General features: G+C 65.0%; 20 protein-coding genes. 12 read left to right on the forward strand and 8 right to left on the reverse strand.

Annotated features, from left to right (window positions below):
* The first annotated feature begins 17 nt into the window (after window positions 1-17).
* The 3 genes from EAV90_RS02965 (at window position 18) to uvrB (ending at window position 3,551) form a co-directional block, all read left to right on the forward strand.
* The gene (locus tag EAV90_RS02965) at window positions 18-242 is read left to right on the forward strand and encodes a hypothetical protein (RefSeq protein WP_035710417.1); all 225 of its coding nucleotides are present in this window, start codon (window positions 18-20) and stop codon (window positions 240-242) included.
* A 54-nt stretch (window positions 243-296) separates the two neighbouring features.
* Window positions 297-524, forward strand: a complete 228-nt coding sequence (locus EAV90_RS02970; protein WP_122401020.1) for a hypothetical protein — start codon at window positions 297-299, stop codon at window positions 522-524.
* A 93-nt stretch (window positions 525-617) separates the two neighbouring features.
* Entirely contained in the window at window positions 618-3,551 is a 2,934-nt protein-coding gene (uvrB, locus tag EAV90_RS02975) for an excinuclease ABC subunit UvrB (RefSeq protein ID WP_129142554.1), read from the forward strand.
* Window positions 3,552-3,614: 63 nt separating this feature from the next.
* Here the strand turns inward: uvrB and EAV90_RS02980 are convergent, their stop codons facing one another.
* Window positions 3,615-3,905, reverse strand: coding sequence for a hypothetical protein (locus tag EAV90_RS02980; RefSeq protein ID WP_245163174.1), 291 nt, complete (start codon window positions 3,903-3,905; stop codon window positions 3,615-3,617).
* 126 nt (window positions 3,906-4,031) lie between these two features.
* Here EAV90_RS02980 and EAV90_RS02985 point away from each other — a divergent pair, with 126 nt between their 5' ends.
* From EAV90_RS02985 to EAV90_RS39245, 5 genes are all read left to right on the forward strand, one after another.
* On the forward strand, window positions 4,032-4,478 hold the full coding sequence (locus EAV90_RS02985; protein ID WP_122401018.1) for a nuclear transport factor 2 family protein: 447 nt from the start codon (window positions 4,032-4,034) through the stop codon (window positions 4,476-4,478).
* Window positions 4,479-4,701: 223 nt separating this feature from the next.
* Window positions 4,702-5,142, forward strand: coding sequence for a nuclear transport factor 2 family protein (locus tag EAV90_RS02990; protein ID WP_122401017.1), 441 nt, complete (start codon window positions 4,702-4,704; stop codon window positions 5,140-5,142).
* A 265-nt stretch (window positions 5,143-5,407) separates the two neighbouring features.
* Complete coding sequence (locus EAV90_RS02995) at window positions 5,408-6,316, forward strand: hypothetical protein (protein WP_129142555.1); 909 nt, start codon at window positions 5,408-5,410, stop codon at window positions 6,314-6,316.
* Between the two features lie 328 nt (window positions 6,317-6,644).
* Window positions 6,645-7,067 carry a hypothetical protein gene (locus EAV90_RS03000; protein WP_122401016.1) on the forward strand — a complete coding sequence of 141 codons (423 nt, stop codon included), beginning with the start codon at window positions 6,645-6,647 and terminating at the stop codon, window positions 7,065-7,067.
* A 300-nt stretch (window positions 7,068-7,367) separates the two neighbouring features.
* A complete protein-coding gene (locus EAV90_RS39245; RefSeq protein WP_164936752.1) occupies window positions 7,368-7,505 on the forward strand; it encodes a hypothetical protein in 138 nt (45 codons plus the stop codon).
* A gap of 38 nt (window positions 7,506-7,543) precedes the next feature.
* Here the strand turns inward: EAV90_RS39245 and EAV90_RS39250 are convergent, their stop codons facing one another.
* The 3 genes from EAV90_RS39250 to EAV90_RS03010 all read right to left on the reverse strand — a co-directional run bounded on the left by EAV90_RS39250 (window position 7,544) and on the right by EAV90_RS03010 (window position 8,816).
* Complete coding sequence (locus tag EAV90_RS39250) at window positions 7,544-7,687, reverse strand: hypothetical protein (RefSeq protein WP_164936753.1); 144 nt, start codon at window positions 7,685-7,687, stop codon at window positions 7,544-7,546.
* Between the two features lie 197 nt (window positions 7,688-7,884).
* Window positions 7,885-8,364, reverse strand: a complete 480-nt coding sequence (locus EAV90_RS03005; RefSeq protein ID WP_122401015.1) for a MaoC family dehydratase — start codon at window positions 8,362-8,364, stop codon at window positions 7,885-7,887.
* Complete coding sequence (locus tag EAV90_RS03010; RefSeq protein WP_122401014.1) at window positions 8,364-8,816, reverse strand: MaoC family dehydratase; 453 nt, start codon at window positions 8,814-8,816, stop codon at window positions 8,364-8,366. Before EAV90_RS03010 ends, EAV90_RS03005 begins: the two co-directional genes overlap by 1 nt.
* A gap of 181 nt (window positions 8,817-8,997) precedes the next feature.
* Between EAV90_RS03010 and EAV90_RS03015 the strand changes: the two genes are divergently transcribed.
* Window positions 8,998-9,294 carry a DUF4282 domain-containing protein gene (locus EAV90_RS03015; protein ID WP_018648333.1) on the forward strand — a complete coding sequence of 99 codons (297 nt, stop codon included), beginning with the start codon at window positions 8,998-9,000 and terminating at the stop codon, window positions 9,292-9,294.
* A gap of 121 nt (window positions 9,295-9,415) precedes the next feature.
* Here EAV90_RS03015 and ychF read toward each other — a convergent pair whose 3' ends face one another.
* The 4 genes from ychF to EAV90_RS03035 form a co-directional block, all read right to left on the reverse strand.
* Complete coding sequence (gene ychF, locus EAV90_RS03020; protein WP_027575780.1) at window positions 9,416-10,513, reverse strand: redox-regulated ATPase YchF; 1,098 nt, start codon at window positions 10,511-10,513, stop codon at window positions 9,416-9,418.
* A gap of 5 nt (window positions 10,514-10,518) precedes the next feature.
* Complete coding sequence (gene pth, locus EAV90_RS03025) at window positions 10,519-11,124, reverse strand: aminoacyl-tRNA hydrolase (protein ID WP_129142556.1); 606 nt, start codon at window positions 11,122-11,124, stop codon at window positions 10,519-10,521.
* Window positions 11,125-11,182: 58 nt separating this feature from the next.
* Window positions 11,183-11,905, reverse strand: a complete 723-nt coding sequence (locus EAV90_RS03030) for a 50S ribosomal protein L25/general stress protein Ctc (protein ID WP_122401011.1) — start codon at window positions 11,903-11,905, stop codon at window positions 11,183-11,185.
* A gap of 290 nt (window positions 11,906-12,195) precedes the next feature.
* Window positions 12,196-12,447, reverse strand: a complete 252-nt coding sequence (locus tag EAV90_RS03035; protein WP_122406390.1) for an accessory factor UbiK family protein — start codon at window positions 12,445-12,447, stop codon at window positions 12,196-12,198.
* Between the two features lie 211 nt (window positions 12,448-12,658).
* On the opposite strand from EAV90_RS03035, the gene lgt reads away from it, so the two are divergent.
* Genes lgt through pgeF form a run of 3 tightly spaced genes read left to right on the forward strand, consistent with a single transcriptional unit; the run spans window position 12,659 to window position 15,405 of the window.
* Entirely contained in the window at window positions 12,659-13,501 is an 843-nt protein-coding gene (lgt, locus tag EAV90_RS03040; protein WP_162500125.1) for a prolipoprotein diacylglyceryl transferase, read from the forward strand.
* 21 nt (window positions 13,502-13,522) lie between these two features.
* Window positions 13,523-14,641, forward strand: a complete 1,119-nt coding sequence (locus EAV90_RS03045; RefSeq protein WP_129142557.1) for a class I SAM-dependent methyltransferase — start codon at window positions 13,523-13,525, stop codon at window positions 14,639-14,641.
* Window positions 14,638-15,405, forward strand: a complete 768-nt coding sequence (gene pgeF / locus EAV90_RS03050; RefSeq protein ID WP_122401008.1) for a peptidoglycan editing factor PgeF — start codon at window positions 14,638-14,640, stop codon at window positions 15,403-15,405. Before EAV90_RS03045 ends, pgeF begins: the two co-directional genes overlap by 4 nt.
* The last annotated feature ends 122 nt before the right edge of the window (window positions 15,406-15,527 follow it).

Here is a 15,527-nt window from a genome sequence, read left to right on the forward strand (position 1 = left end):
ACGTGGGACCTACACTCATGACGACCCTTTACGACGGCTTTGACATCGAATCCTTCGAAGCTGGCAAGGGGCTGTGGCACGCGCGGATCCGGCGTGCCGATTTCAGCCCGGTGGCCATCGACGGCGTGCTGTTTCCTGCCATGGAAGTCGGCTTCGCCTGGCCCGATCGCGATGCCGCGATTGCCGATGCCAAGCACCACATCGATCGCTTCCGCCGGCGGGCCGACGGCGACGACGAATAGACGACGGGTCCGCGGGCGGACCAGAGACGGGGCGGCGCAAGGGGAAAACCGGTCATGTCCATCATCGAAATCAACGCGGCGCGGCCGCGGATCTACGCCCGCGCGGTGCTGTCCAACTGCCCGGAATGCGACGGCGATCTCGCGGTGCTCCGCGTGATCGGCGGTCGTGCCGGATGCGAGTACTGGACCATGCGCTGCACGGATTGCGGCGGCATTCATCTCGACATCCTCGAGCCTCACATCACGGCCGGGGATGACAATGAGCCGCCGCCGGCGGCATGAACCGCAAGGCTGCTGCCAACCTGCTGTCAGCAGCCTGCATGGCAGCGGGCATTCGCCCTTTATCGCGGTGCGGACTCGTCCCATATTCGCCCCATGGCGAAGAAACCTGCATCCTCCGAAAAATCCGGCAAGTCCCCCAAATCCAGAGCACATCGGCCTGACGTGCAGCCGATCGGGCCGGCGCTGGCCGAGCTGCTCAATCCCGCGATCAATCGCGGCGATGCCGGGCTTGGCTCGGGCACCGGCCTGCAGCCGCCGCCGGACAATTCGCGTGACCGCCGCGCCGGGGGCGAGGCTGCGGCGCATCGCGCGCGCGCATCGACGCCGAAGCAGTTTCCGCAGGATATGGCGCGGCCAACATCCCTCCCCCACACGGGGGGAGGGAGCGGTGGTTTCGAGGAGGCGCCGCAGGCCAATTACGGCACGGCGGCCACGATCCCGACGCTCGATCCGGAACTGGCGCGTCAGCTCGGCCTGCCGACGGAAGAGGACGATGCCGAGGCGCTGGCGCGTCCGCCGCGCAGCAAGATGGAAGCGCTCGGCGTCAAGGCGACCGCGGATGCGCTGGAGTCGCTGATCCGCGAGGGCCGGCCTGAGTTCCGCAAAGACGACGGCTCCATGAAGGTGTGGACGCCGCACCGGCCGCCACGCCCGGAAAAATCCGAAGGCGGCGTGCGCTTCGAGATCAAATCGTCCTACGAGCCCAAGGGCGACCAGCCGACCGCGATCGCCGAGCTGGTCGAGGGCATCCAGCGCAACGACCGCAGCCAGGTGCTGCTCGGCGTCACCGGCTCGGGCAAGACCTACACCATGGCAAAGGTGATCGAGGCGACGCAGCGCCCGGCCCTGATCCTGGCGCCGAACAAGACGCTGGCGGCCCAGCTCTATGGCGAGTTCAAGAACTTTTTCCCGGACAACGCGGTCGAGTATTTCGTCTCATATTACGACTATTACCAGCCGGAAGCGTATGTCCCGCGCACGGACACGTACATCGAGAAGGATTCGTCCATCAACGAGCAGATCGACCGCATGCGGCACTCGGCGACGCGCGCGCTGCTCGAGCGCGACGACGTCATCATCGTGGCGTCGGTGTCCTGCATCTACGGTATCGGCTCGGTCGAGACCTACACCGCCATGACCTTTGCGCTGAAGAAAGGTGAACGTATCGACCAGCGCCAGCTCATCGCCGACCTCGTCGCGCTCCAGTACAAACGCACCCAGGCCGATTTCACCCGCGGCACCTTTCGCGTGCGCGGCGATGTGATCGATATTTTCCCGGCGCACTATGAAGACCGCGCCTGGCGCGTGAACCTGTTCGGCGACACCATCGAGGCCATCGAGGAGTTCGATCCGCTCACCGGCCACAAGCAGGACGAGCTCGAATTCATCAAGATGTACGCCAATTCGCACTATGTGACGCCGCGCCCGACGCTGGTGCAGGCGATCAAGTCGATCAAGTTCGAATTGAAGCAGCGGCTCGATCAGCTGAATAATCAGGGTCGCCTGCTGGAAGCGCAGCGTCTGGAGCAACGCACCACCTTCGACCTCGAGATGATGGAGGCGACTGGAAGCTGCGCCGGCATCGAGAACTATTCGCGCTATCTTACCGGACGCCGGCCCGGCGAGCCGCCACCGACGCTGTTCGAATATGTCCCCGACAACGCGCTGATCTTCGCCGACGAAAGCCACGTCACCATCCCGCAGATCGGCGCCATGTTCCGCGGCGACTTCCGCCGCAAGGCGACGCTGGCCGAATACGGCTTCCGCCTGCCCTCCTGCATGGACAACCGCCCGCTGCGGTTCGAGGAATGGGACATGATGCGGCCGCAGACCATCGCGGTGTCGGCGACCCCGGGCAGCTGGGAGCTGAACGAGAGCGGCGGCGTGTTCGTCGAGCAGGTCATTCGCCCCACAGGCCTGATCGATCCGCCCGTCGACATCCGCCCGGCGCGTACCCAGGTGGACGATCTCGTCGGCGAGGTCCGCGCCACCGCGCAGGCGGGCTACCGCTCGCTGATCACCGTGCTGACCAAGCGCATGGCTGAGGACCTCACCGAATATCTGCACGAGCAAGGCATTCGCGTCCGCTACATGCATTCCGACATCGACACCATCGAGCGCATCGAGATCATCAGGGATCTGCGTCTCGGCGCGTTCGACGCGCTGGTCGGCATCAACCTCTTGCGCGAGGGCCTCGACATTCCCGAATGCGCGCTGGTCGCGATTCTGGATGCCGACAAGGAAGGCTTCTTGCGCAGCGAGACCTCGCTGATCCAGACCATCGGCCGCGCCGCACGCAACGTCGATGGCAAGGTCATCCTCTATGCCGACAGCATGACCGGCTCGATGGAGCGCGCCATCGCCGAGACCAACCGCCGCCGCGAGAAGCAGGTCGAGTACAACAAGGCCAACGGCATCACGCCGGAGAGCGTGAAGAAGCAGATCGGCGACATCCTCAACTCCGTCTACGAGCGCGACCACGTGCTGGTCGAGGTCGGCGGCCACGACATGACCGACGACGTCATCTCGATCGGCCACAATTTCGAGGCCGTGCTCGCCGATCTCGAGACGAGGATGCGCGAGGCCGCCGCCGATCTGAACTTCGAGGAAGCCGCCCGGCTGCGCGACGAGGTCAAGCGCCTGCGCGCCACCGAGCTCGCCGTGGTCGACGACCCCACCGCCAAACAGCGCGCCGTGCAGAGCAGGGCCGGCGCCTATGCCGGCGCGAAGAAGTACGGCGACGCCGCCAACCTCCCCGTCAGCGCCATGAAGAACAAGAGCGCCGCAACCGCGCTGAAGGCCGGCGGCGGCAAGGGCTCCCGCGTGCACAAGCCGCATCTCGACGAAATGCACGGCCCGGAATCCCTGCCCTACCGCGCGAGCCCGAACCTGCCGTCAAAGCCGTTCGGAAGCACCAGCCGGATCATCCAGCCGACGGATTCGCGGCAGTCGGGCCCGGAGTTCGGGCCGGCGCCGAAATCGACGGGCGGGGCGCCGGGGCGGCGGGGTGGGTGGAAGAAGAGGTAAGCGGCGGATTCCGGGCTCGCCGCTCCGCGGCGCCCCGGAATGACGAGGAGAGATTTGTGCCCCTCACCCCACGCTCGCCGTCACCACCGCCATCACAGACTGCAGCAGCACAATCGTCACGAGCTGAAGCGAGGCGACCGGCTGGGTACGCCATGCCGTGATCTTGTCGGACAGCGACAACTGCGCCTCGAAGAATTTCGGCTCGTAGACGGTCTTGAAGAGGGCGGGGAAGCTCGGCCCGAGCGTGACTGCAAGCATCGCGTGGACGAGCGAGGCGATGGCGACGAAGATGGCGACGCCGGGGTCGCCGACGAGGTCGTGGTAGCCGCAGAGGGCGCGAATTCGTGCAGCCATCCCATATGTCAACCTGCTCGCCATGAACCGGGCATTGCGCTCGCGCGTCAAAACGTCTGCAACACCCCTGATCTTGCGGCGCGCTAGCGTTGCGGAGCGCCACGGGGCCAAACGAGGACGGGCGTGATGACATTGGAGAAGCTGAATCGCCAACGCGTCGTGCATCTGCTCGACGCCTTCGCGCGCGGCGATATCGAGACGGCGCTGTCCTGCTGCACCGACGATGTCGACTTCCTCACCCACGCGCCGATCGACGTGCTGCCGCACATGGCGCCGCGCCACGGCAAGCAAGAGCTGCGCGAGCTCTGGCAGACGGTCTGGTCGCGCTATTCGGAAATCCGCTACAAGGCACCGCACATCCTCGCCGAGGGCGAGGCGGTCGCGACCTACATGCACACCTATTTCAGGAAGCGCAGCAACGATCGCATCGTGCAGTTCGACATGGCGGTGTTCTACACCTTCCGCGGCGGGCTGGTGGCGCAGATCCGCGAGATCATCGATTCCTACGACCTCGTGCAGCAGGTGCTGGAACGGGAGATCGGCCCGCTGATCGTCGGGACGCGGGTGGACTGATCGTTCTCTCTCCCTGGTGCCGGCCGGAGACCGGAAAATTACGGGGTTCTATTGTAAATCTCACAAAACGCGCTCAATTGTGCTTTGCGAAATTGTGAATTGCGTTTTGACCGAAATCGGCTATTTCGTTCGCATACAAATGGGTTGAGCGCCCCAGGGCACGTTTACGGTGCATGGGGTTGGTTTCCGTTTTTTTCCGCAAGCCAGCGTCAGGACTGCCCAAATGACAGAGCACAGCCTCTGGCGTTTCTCGCGCGCATTGCACCGCGCGATCAACGACCGGCACTTCAGGGATATCGAAGCCCTGCTCGACGAGGACGTCGAATGGGCGCTCTACGGCCCGATCGACATGTTTCCGTTTTTCGGCGCGCGGCAGGGCAAGGATGCCGTGCTCGACGTCATCCGCCAGCTCGCCGACAATTTCCACGTCCGCCGCTTCGACCGCGAGAGCATCATGCTGGGCGCCGATTCCGCCGCCTCGATGCTGCGCTATTCGCTGACGGCCCTGGACTCCAGCAAGCCGATCAGCCTGCGCGTGGCACAGTTCGCCCAGTTCAAGGCGGGCAAGCTCGTCAGCATGCGCGTGCTGATCGACACCTTCGACCTGGTCGAGCAGGCACTCGGCCGCGCCATTCATCTGCCGAAGATGACCAGCGTCGGCTGAAGGGGACGCCAACGGGTCCCGCCTATCGGGACCGATGACCTTGCCTGGCGCGACGTCCTGGCCTCCAGCCCCGCCGGATGCCGTCGCATCAAGAGCTCGTCATCGGGCGCGCACCTTTCGCGCGGCCCGTTGGTTCGCCCCCCAGCGAACCGCCACAATTCCGCAACGATGAATCGGCATTTTCAGCGCGGAATGGCGCATGGTCTTTGCGGACGGCCGATATATAACTATCGCAAAGCATGCGCCGGGGCTCGCGGGCAGGACGATGAAATTCTCGACAGGGTTTGGCTGGACCAGGCTGCCATTGCTGGCGGCCGCATTCATTTTTGGCTCGGCACTGACGGTCTCGGCGCAGATCATTGCGCCGACGCCGGCCGCACCTGACGACGAAGCGGCCGAGGCCGCGGAGGCCCCCGACGTCAACGATCCCGACGTGCTCAAGGGCATCGACGTCGACAAGCTCGACTGGAGCCAGCTCGCGGTCGATGCCGGGACCGGCATCGATCCCCTCGCTGCGAAGAGGCGTGCCGAGGCCGCCGCCAAGGAGGGCCTGGATTGGTCGTCCAACCCCAATGCAAATGGCTCGTCGGCGGTGACCGTGAAACAGTCCGTGTTCTCGTTCTGGGATACGCGGGTCGGCGCCGACATGACGGTGACGAGCGAACCCAAGACGATGTCCGAGCTGCTGGCGCAGAAGGCCACCAATGGCGGCAGCTTGCCGCAATCCTCCGGCAGCGCCTGGGCGGCGGCGACTGCGCCCGGCGCGGGCGCGATCTGGGACAAGACCGCGGTGGAAGCCCGGGTCGATCCCGGCGCCGAGCACAGCAAGATCGGGGCGTCACTGTCCAAATCGATGCCGCTGTCGGGCGACACCTCGCTGACGCTGCAGAACGGCTACAGCGTCAACCAGCAGGGTACCACCGCAGTCCCCGGCATTGGCGGCCACGTCACGCGCAATTACGAGACCGACCAGACCGCCAAGATCACCCTCGCCGACACCGGCACCAGCATCACCGCCGGCCAGACGCTGTCGACCACCGACGACAAATGGCTGCGCAAAGTCGGCGCCGAGCAAAAATTGTTCGACAACATCACCGTCTCCGGCTCGGTTGGCGAGACTTCGCAAGGTGCGCTGAACAAGAGCGTGACGGCGGGTTTCAAGAAGAGCTGGTGAGACCAGCGCTCCACGCTCTCCCCTCATCCACCCCTCATCCTGAGGAGCGCTCCGAAGGAGCGCGTCTCGAAGGATCGAGGCCCCGCCGTTAGAGCTGGGCCTTTCATGGTTCGAGACGCGCTTCGCGCTCCTCACCATGAGGAGATGGAGGCTCCCGCCGATTCACACTCCCCTAACCATGCGCCACGGCAAAACCCCCGAATGGTCCTCCCTTGCCGCATCTCGGCCCCTTTGCGGTCAAAATCGGACGCCCTGATGCGGGCTGCCTCACAGACGTCGTCGTGCGGGGGACACTCGCGCTGCGCTCAACGCGAACAGGGGAACAACGATGAACGCCACTCGCCCGGAAAAGATCGAATCCACCGAGACCGAGACGGTCGATACCAACCTCGCCGCCGTGACCGAGGTCGAAGCCGGCATCCGCGATTTCGTCCGCAACGACATCGCCTATCTGCGCCGTCCGGCATCGAGCACCGCCGACGCGCCGCCGCTCGACCCGAGCGCGGAAGCCACCGTCAACAACGTCAATTCGCTGATCCAGCGCGTCGCCGGCACCTCGCTCGCCGAGATCGAGAACTTGATCTCCGAGCTCGAGAGCCTGCGCGACCTGCTGCATGCCGAAGGCCAGCGCGTCCAGCGCGAGATCTCCGGCTACGCCCAGCTCAGCCAGGCCGCGATGAAGTCGACCCGTATGATCGCCGACAACGTCGCGCAGTGGAAGCGCGCCGCCGACGGTCTCCGCAACAGCTGATCATTCGCACGACGCCATTGGCCGCCGCGTTCCCGAAAGGAGAGCGCGGCGGTTTTGATTTGTGGGTATGATGGGTGGACACTCTCATCAACGAAGGTGTCATCGCCGGCTTGACCGGGCGATCCAGTATCCCAGAGGCGGCAGTGATTGAATCGAGAGGCCGCGGCGTATTGGATGCCCCGGTCACGCCGGGACATGACGGCGATGGATGCGGCAGCGCGAGGCATTGAACCCTCAGCCCCTCCCCCGCGACCAATGCCAAGCACCCGTGCAGGCACCGCCGGACTCAGGGGACATGTCATGGAAAGCATTCGGCCCGACAACACGGACCCGATATCGCTGCGGCCCGCGCCGAATCAGCTCGGCACGATCATGCTGCGCTTTGTCGGATTGCTGGTGGTTGCGATCGCGGTACTGGCGTTCGTCTACAGCCGCTGACACAGGGCCGGGCACGGGCCCGGAAGATCAACGAATTCTTACGGGGCTTCCACGGTCGAGGCTTCCAGCGTGTAGGCGCCATCGGCATAGCCCTTCACCACCATGCCGGCGACCAGCATCACGGCCAGCGTCGCGGTCGCAAAGATGAATCCAACGAATTTAAGTGCGCCGCGGTCAGCCATGGTCCTCGTCCCCTGTCCTCTGCCAATTCGTTTCAAATAGGCAGCGACAGGTTCATAATTAGTTAGCATCTCCCCGGTTCCGCCAAACTGCTTCGCGGTAACCATGTTGCGCAGGCTTATGGCAGCCGCCCGGAATCGCGTCCATAGCGCGAGGGCAACACTCGCGCACTCATTTGCCCGTCCATCTTGGAACTGATCTAGTTCGTCTTTCGCAGCGGCACGAAGGCGCTGGCGGTGATGGAATAGACCTCTTCGCCGCGCTGGTTGGTGCCGGTGGTGCGAGCCGTCAAAATGCCCCAGCCGGGACGCGAGGCGGAGGTGCGCTTGTCGACGACTTCGCTGACGTAAGAGACGGTATCGCCGGCGAGCACCGGCCTGATCCAGCGCAGGTCGCGAAAGCCCGGCGACGGGCCCCACACCGCGACCTCCTCGCCGCGTGCTGCGGCTTCCTGCGCCAGACGCTGGCCGTCGGCGACAACCAGGCTCATGCAGGCCGAGCCGACATGCCAGCCCGAGGCGGCGAGCCCGCCGAACAGCGAGTTCTTGCCTTCCTCCTCGTCGAGGTGAAAGCGCTGCGGATCGAATTTATGGGCGAATGTCTTGATGGACTCCGCCGTGAACGTATAGCTGCCGAGCTCGCGCCGCTGTCCGATCGCGATGTCTTCGAAGAACCGCATCAGACCGCTCCCTCGCGCCGCTTGATCAGGATCGGCGAGGTCATCTCGGCAAGCGCCTGCCCCGCCGCATTGCGCGCGGTGCATTTGAACTTGACGATGCCGAGCTCCGGGCGGCTCTTGGAAGTGCGCGCCTCCACGACATCGACATCGAGCGTGAGATCGTCGCCAGGGCGAAGTGGGGACAGCCAGCGCACCTCATCCACGCCGGGCGAGCCGAGCGAGGCGGCACGGGTGATGAAGCCGTCGGCCATCATCCGCATCATCAGCGAGCAGAGGTGCCAGCCCGAGCCGGACAGGCCGCGCAGCATGCTTCTGGCTGCGGCCTCTTCGTCCATATGCATCGGCTGCGGATCGAACTCGGCGGCAAAGGCCACGATCTCGTCGCGGGTGACATGGCGCGGGCCGAACGTGCCGAACCGGCCGGGCGGGAAGTCTTCGAAGGTCAGGGTCATCTCGGGAAAGCTTTGCGGGAATGACAGATTGTGGCCGCACTTTGCGGCAATCTCAACCCGCCGGCCCGCATGGCTCGTGCTACATAGGCGGTGGCGGCGGTGGTCTTGAGTCGGATCAGCCGAGGGCCAGGATCCATCGACGCGGCCGAATTTGACGTCCCGATTTGCCCTGGGGAGAGCAATGTTTTCATTCAGCGACCTATTCCAATGGGACCGCTTCATCACGCCGACAATCATCAAGACCTTCTATTGGCTGGTGATCGCGCTGATCTGCCTGTTCGGCCTCTCCGGCATCTTCTCAGGCCTCGCTGCGATGGCGATCAGCCCGTTCGGCGGCTTTCTGGTGCTGCTGTCGTCGATCGCGAGCGTCGTGGTCGGCATCGTGTTCTCGCGCATCGTCGCGGAGCTGATCCTGATCGTCTTCCGCATCAACGAGCATCTCGGCGCGATCCGGGATCAGGGCGGCGGGATGCGGTAGCGGCACACATAGGTGCCGTAGGATGGGCAAAGACGCGAAGCGCCGTGCCCACGATCATTCCGCGATATGAGAGAGGTGGTGGGCACGCTTCGCTTTGCCCACCCTGTACCGAGGTCGGTGCTTACGTATTGAACCTGAAATGCATCACGTCGCCGTCGGCGACGACGTATTCCTTGCCTTCGAGGCGGAGCTTGCCGGCATCGCGCGCGCCGGCTTCGCCGCCGAGCGCCACGTAATCTTCATACGCGATCGTCTCGGCGCGAATGAAACCCTTCTCGAAATCGGTGTGGATCACGCCGGCTGCCGCCGGCGCTTTGGTGCCGCGGTGAATGGTCCAGGCGCGCGCTTCCTTCGGGCCAACGGTGAAGTAGGTGATGAGGTCGAGCAGCGTGTAGCCGGCGCGGATCAGGCGATCGAGCCCGGCTTCTTCGAGGCCCAGCGTCTCCAGGAAGTCGGCTCGCTCTTCACGTGAGATCGTCGCGATCTCGGATTCGATCTTGGCGGAGATGACGACGGCGACTGCGCCTTCCTTCGCAGCCTGCTCCTCGACCGCCTTCGAGAAGGCGTTGCCGGTCGCGGCCGAGCCTTCCTCGACGTTACAGACGTAGAGCACGGGCTTCGACGACAAGAGGCCGAGCATGGAGAACGCGCGCTCTTCCTCCGCCTTGCGCTCGACGAGCCGCGCGGGCTTGCCCTCACGCAGCAGCACCAAAGTGCGGTTGACGAGGTCGAGCTGCTCCTTGGCGTCCTTGTCGTTGCCCTTGGCCTTCTTGGTGAGATTGTCGACGCGCTTCTCGAGGCTGTCGAGGTCGGCGAGCATCAGCTCGGTCTCGATGGTCTCGATGTCGGCGAGCGGGGCGATCTTGCCTTCGACATGGGTGATGTCGGAGTCCTCGAAGCAGCGCACGACATGCGCGATGGCGTCGACCTCGCGGATGTTGGCGAGGAACTGGTTGCCGAGGCCTTCGCCCTTGGAGGCGCCGCGCACGAGGCCCGCGATGTCGACGAAGGTCAGCCGCGTCGGAATGATCTGGCCGGACTTGGCGATCGCGGCGAGCTTCTCCAGCCGCGGATCGGGCACGGCGACCTCGCCGACATTCGGCTCGATGGTGCAGAACGGATAGTTTGCGGCCTGCGCCGCGGCCGTCTCGGTCAGCGCATTGAACAAGGTCGACTTGCCGACATTGGGCAATCCGACGATCCCGCATTTGAATCCCACGAGCGTTATTCCTTGCCGTTCTCGTCCTTGGTCAAAAATCCCTTCGCCTGCATGGCCAGATGGACCCTGTTGGCGAAGGTCGCGTCCGTGCCTTTGGCGAGCAGCGCGGCGTGCTCGGCGACCGCCTCGCAGAGCGTCGCCACCCATTCGTTGTCGGCCTTGGCGAAATCCGAGAGCACGTGGCCGTGCACCAGTTCCTTGACACCGGGATGACCGATGCCGAGCCGCACCCGGCGATAGTCGTTGCCGATATGCGCCGAGATCGAGCGCAGGCCGTTGTGACCGGCGATGCCGCCGCCGATCTTCACCCGCACCTTGGCCGGCGGCAGCTCGAGCTCGTCGTGGAACACGGTGACGTCGCCCGGCGCGATCTTGAAGAAGCCCGCCGCCTCCTGAACGCTGCGGCCGGACTCGTTCATGTAGGTCGTGGGCTTGAGCAGGATCACGCGCTCAGGTCCGAGCGTGCCTTCCGAGGTCTCGCCCTGAAAGCGACGGCGCCATGGCGCAAAGCCATGACGCCGCGCGATCTCGTCGACGGCCATGAAGCCGATATTGTGCCGGTTGCGTGCGTATTTCGCGCCGGGATTGCCGAGCCCAACAAAGAGTCGCATGACGCGGCGCGCCCCTCGCTCGGCGCGCGGTCAGGGACCGCGCGCCAGCTTTGAGAGATTACTTCTTCTTGTCGCCGCCGGCGGGAGCCTTGGCAGCCGCCGCCGGAGCAGCAGCACCCGCAGCCGGAGCAGCTGCAGCCGGAGCAGCAGCACCCGCGGCCGGAGCCGCCCCACCCGCCGCAGCCGCAGCAGCAGCCTTCTGCTCTTCGGCGTAGCCGGATGGCGGCACGATGGTGACGAGGGTCGCGTCCTCGCGGGTCAGCGCCTTCACGCCGGCCGGGAGCTTGACGTCCGACAGATGCAGGGAGTGACCGATTTCGAGCGAGCCGACATCGGCCTCGATGTATTGCGGGATGCTCTCGACGCCGCATTCGAGGTCGATCGCGTGGGCAACGATGTTGACGGTGCCGCCGCGCTTCACGCCCGGAGAGGTTTCCGCCTTCACCACGTGCAGGGGAACGCTGATACGGATGGTGGCGCCTTCCCCGAGCCGCATGAAATCGACATGGATCGGGAAGTCCTTCACCGGATCGAGGTGGTAGTCGCGCGGAATGACGCGGTGCTTCTTGCCTTCGAGGTCGATGTCGACCAGCGTGGTCAGGAACCGGCCGGCGAGGATGCGCTGGCGCAGCTCACGATCTTCGATCGAGATGGTCAGCGGGGGCTGGTTGTTGCCATAGATCACTCCGGGCACTCGCCCGGCGCGACGCTCAGCCCGGGCGGCCCCCTTGCCGCTCTTCGGACGTGCGGTCGCCTTCAATTCCTTGACGGTCGTCGCCATGTCGTTAAGTCCTTGTTTTTGCAAAAGTTAATGGGCCGCAAGGCGGCCCATGGCATAGCTCGCAGCAAGCCTCCAGGGGTGCGGGGGCCGCGAACGTGGCGGGCTTTTACCCGGAAGATGCGGAAATGACAAGGAAATGCGGGGACTTTTTGCGGGGACCTGTGAGGCCCGTACCCCGTCTTTCCGGGGCGATGCGGAGCACCGAACCCGGAACCTCGAGATTCCCAGGTGCGCAATTGCGCACCGGGGTTCGCGACTTCGCCGCGCGCCGGAAATGACGCAGAGAGGCGTCACCCGCCCAGCTTGGCCTCCAGCGCGGCAATCCGCGCCTTCAGGGACTCGTTCTCCTCACGCGCCAGGCGCGCCATGTCCTTGACCGCCTCGAATTCCTCGCGCTTGACGAGATCCATGTCGCGCAGGAATTTTTCGGCCTGGCTGCGCATCACCGTGTCGAACTCGCGCTTGACGCCCTGGGCCGCACCGGCGGCGTCGTTCATCAGGCGACCGATCTCGTCGAAAAACCGGTTGCTGGTCTGGGTCATGTCGGTCTCCTCGCGGCCTTGCGATAAACTTTGCGCGAACATTCGAAAAAGACAATGGCAATCCGCAGGGAACGGTTCAAGGGCCGATCAGCGGTATCCTTGTCATGCCCCCGTTTCCTTGCAATCGTATTCAACCTCCCTGCATAAGAAGAATCACGCGGCGTCTGCTGGCGCTCGATCGCCGCAACCTCGTCTAGGCACAGAAGGCGTGATGCCCTTCCTTCTCATCGACTTTCCCTCGTTCAGCCCAATCGCGCTCCAGATCGGGCCGTTTGCGATCCGCTGGTACGCGCTTGGCTATATCTGCGGGATCACGATCGGCTGGCTCTATGCCCGCGCACTGATCAAGAACGACAGGCTGTGGGCCGGCTCATCGCCGATCAGCCTGGTGCAGATCGACGATTTCATCTTGTGGGTGACGCTCGGCATCATCGTCGGTGGCCGCAGCGGTTATGTCCTGTTCTACAATCTGCCCTTCTTCATCGAGCACCCGGCCGCCATCTTCAAATTGTGGGAAGGCGGCATGTCCTTCCACGGCGGCTTCCTCGGTTGCGTCGTCGCAGTGATGTGGTTCGCCCGGAAGAACGGCATCTCGATCCTGTCGCTCGGCGACATCACCTGCGGCGTTGCGCCGATCGGGATTTTCCTGGTGCGGCTGACGAACTTCATCAACGGCGAATTGTGGGGCCGCGCTGCCGATCCCAGCCTGCCCTGGGCCATGATCTTTCCGACCGGCGGCGACGTGCCGCGCCATCCGAGCCAGCTCTACGAGGCGGGCATGGAGGGGCTGCTGCTGTTCGCCGTGCTCGCCGTGATGATCCGCCGCGGCGCGTTGAAGCGGCCGGGGCTCATCCTCGGCAGCTTCATCCTGATCTACGGCTTGACCCGGATCATCGGCGAGCACTTCCGCGAGCCGGACGCCCAGCTCGGCTACCTCTGGGGCGGATTAACCATGGGCATGCTGTTGTCGATCCCGATGCTTATCGTCGGCCTCATACTTATTGTATTGGCAGTGCGGCGCGGTGCGCCGAAGCCGATCGAGGCCGTTCATTAATTCATTTCGAGAAAGCACGCCGTGACCGACCAGCCGCTCCTCAACGAGATCAAGGCGCTGATCAAATCCTCAGGGCCCATGCCGGTCTGGCGGTACATGGAACTGTGCCTGATGCATCCGCGCTACGGCTATTACGTCTCGCGCGATCCGCTCGGGCGCGAGGGCGATTTCACCACCGCGCCCGAGGTCAGCCAGATGTTCGGCGAGCTCCTGGGCCTGTGGACCGCCTCGGTGTGGAAGCAGATGGGCTCGCCGCAATTCCTGCGGCTGATCGAGCTCGGGCCCGGCCGCGGCACCATGATGGCCGATGCGCTGCGCGCATTGCGCGTGCTGCCGCCGCTCTACCAGGCGCTTCACATCCACTTGGTCGAGGTCAATCCCGTCTTGCGCGAACGGCAGAGCGCGACGCTGGCCAACGTGCGCAACATCGCCTGGCACGACAGCATCGACGAGGTGCCGGAGGGACCTAGCATCATCCTCGCCAACGAATATTTCGACGTGCTGCCGATCCATCAGATGATCCGCCACGAAAACGGCTGGCACGAGCGCGTCATCGAGATCGATCCCAACGGAAGGCTTCAGTTCGGCGCGGCGCCCGAGCCGACGCCACGCTTCGACGTGCTGCTGCCGCCCTTGGTGCGCGCCGCGCCCATAGGGGCCGTATTCGAATGGCGGCCCGACGGCGAAATCATGAAGCTCGCCACGCGCGTGCGCGACCAGGACGGCGCGGCGCTGATCATCGACTACGGCCATCTGCGCAGCGATGCCGGCGACACCTTCCAGGCCATCGCGCGCCACACCTTCGCCGATCCCTTGAAGGCGCCGGGCCAGGCCGACGTCACCGCGCATGTCGACTTCCAGGCGCTGGTGCGCGCGGCCGAGGATGTCGGCGCCCGCGTGCACGGCCCGGTGACGCAAGGCGATTTCCTGAAGCGGATCGGCATCGACACCCGCGCCGCCGCCCTGATGCAGAAGGCGGCGCCGGAGGTGGCTACCGACATTTCGGTGGCACTCAAGCGCCTGACTGATACCGGGCGTGGCGGCATGGGCTCGATGTTCAAGGTGCTCGGCATCTCCGAGCCGCGGCTATCGGGCCTTGCCGGCCTCAGCGATCTCGAACACGCAGGAGAGGCCTCATGACGATTGCTTCCTCGCTGCTGTCAGCCGTGCCCGGCCTGCGCCATGCCTTCTTCACCCGCGAGGGCGGCGTCTCCGGTGGCATTTATTGTGCGCTGAACGGCGGGCTCGGCTCCAACGACGATCAGGCGCTGGTCGCCGAGAACCGCCGCCGCATGGCCGAACATGTCGGCGTCGCGCCCGAACGCTTCCTCAGCCTGCACCAGATCCATTCGCCCGACGTGCTCGTGGCTGACGCGCCGTGGCCGAACGGGCCGCGGCCGAGGGGCGATGCGCTGGTGACGAAGACGCCCGGCATCGCGCTCGGCGTCTCCACCGCCGATTGCGGGCCGGTGCTGTTCGTCGATCCCAATGCACGCGTGATCGGCGGCGCCCATGCCGGCTGGAAGGGCGCGCTGTCAGGCGTGCTGGAAGCAACGATCTCGGCGATGGAGCAACTCGGCGCCACGCGCGGCGGTATCATTGCCGCGATTGGCCCCTTGATCCGGCAGGACAGCTACGAGGTCGGCAACGAGTTCGTCGCGCGCTTCATCGAGGCGGACGCGGACAACGCGGTGTTCTTCATCCCGTCGGTGCGCGAGGGCCACGCGATGTTCGATCTCGCCGGCTTCATCCGCAAGCGGCTGGAAGCCGCCGGCATCCTGATGATCGACGATCTCGGGCTCGACACCTACGCCGACGAACGTTTCTTCAGCTACCGCCGCTCGGTGCATCGCAAGGAGCCGGATTACGGCCGCCACGTTCACGCGATCGCGCTCGAGGGCTGAGGGCCCGTGCTCCCGGACGCGGCGCAGCACGCAAGTGATGCGGCCGCTGAGCCGGGGCCCATGTCTCTGCAATCTCGATTCTCTGCAATCTCGATTCTCTGCAATCTCGATCTCGGCGCCAA

The sequence above is a fragment of the Bradyrhizobium vignae genome (assembly GCF_004114425.1).
Classification (GTDB): Bacteria; Pseudomonadota; Alphaproteobacteria; order Rhizobiales; family Xanthobacteraceae; genus Bradyrhizobium; species Bradyrhizobium vignae.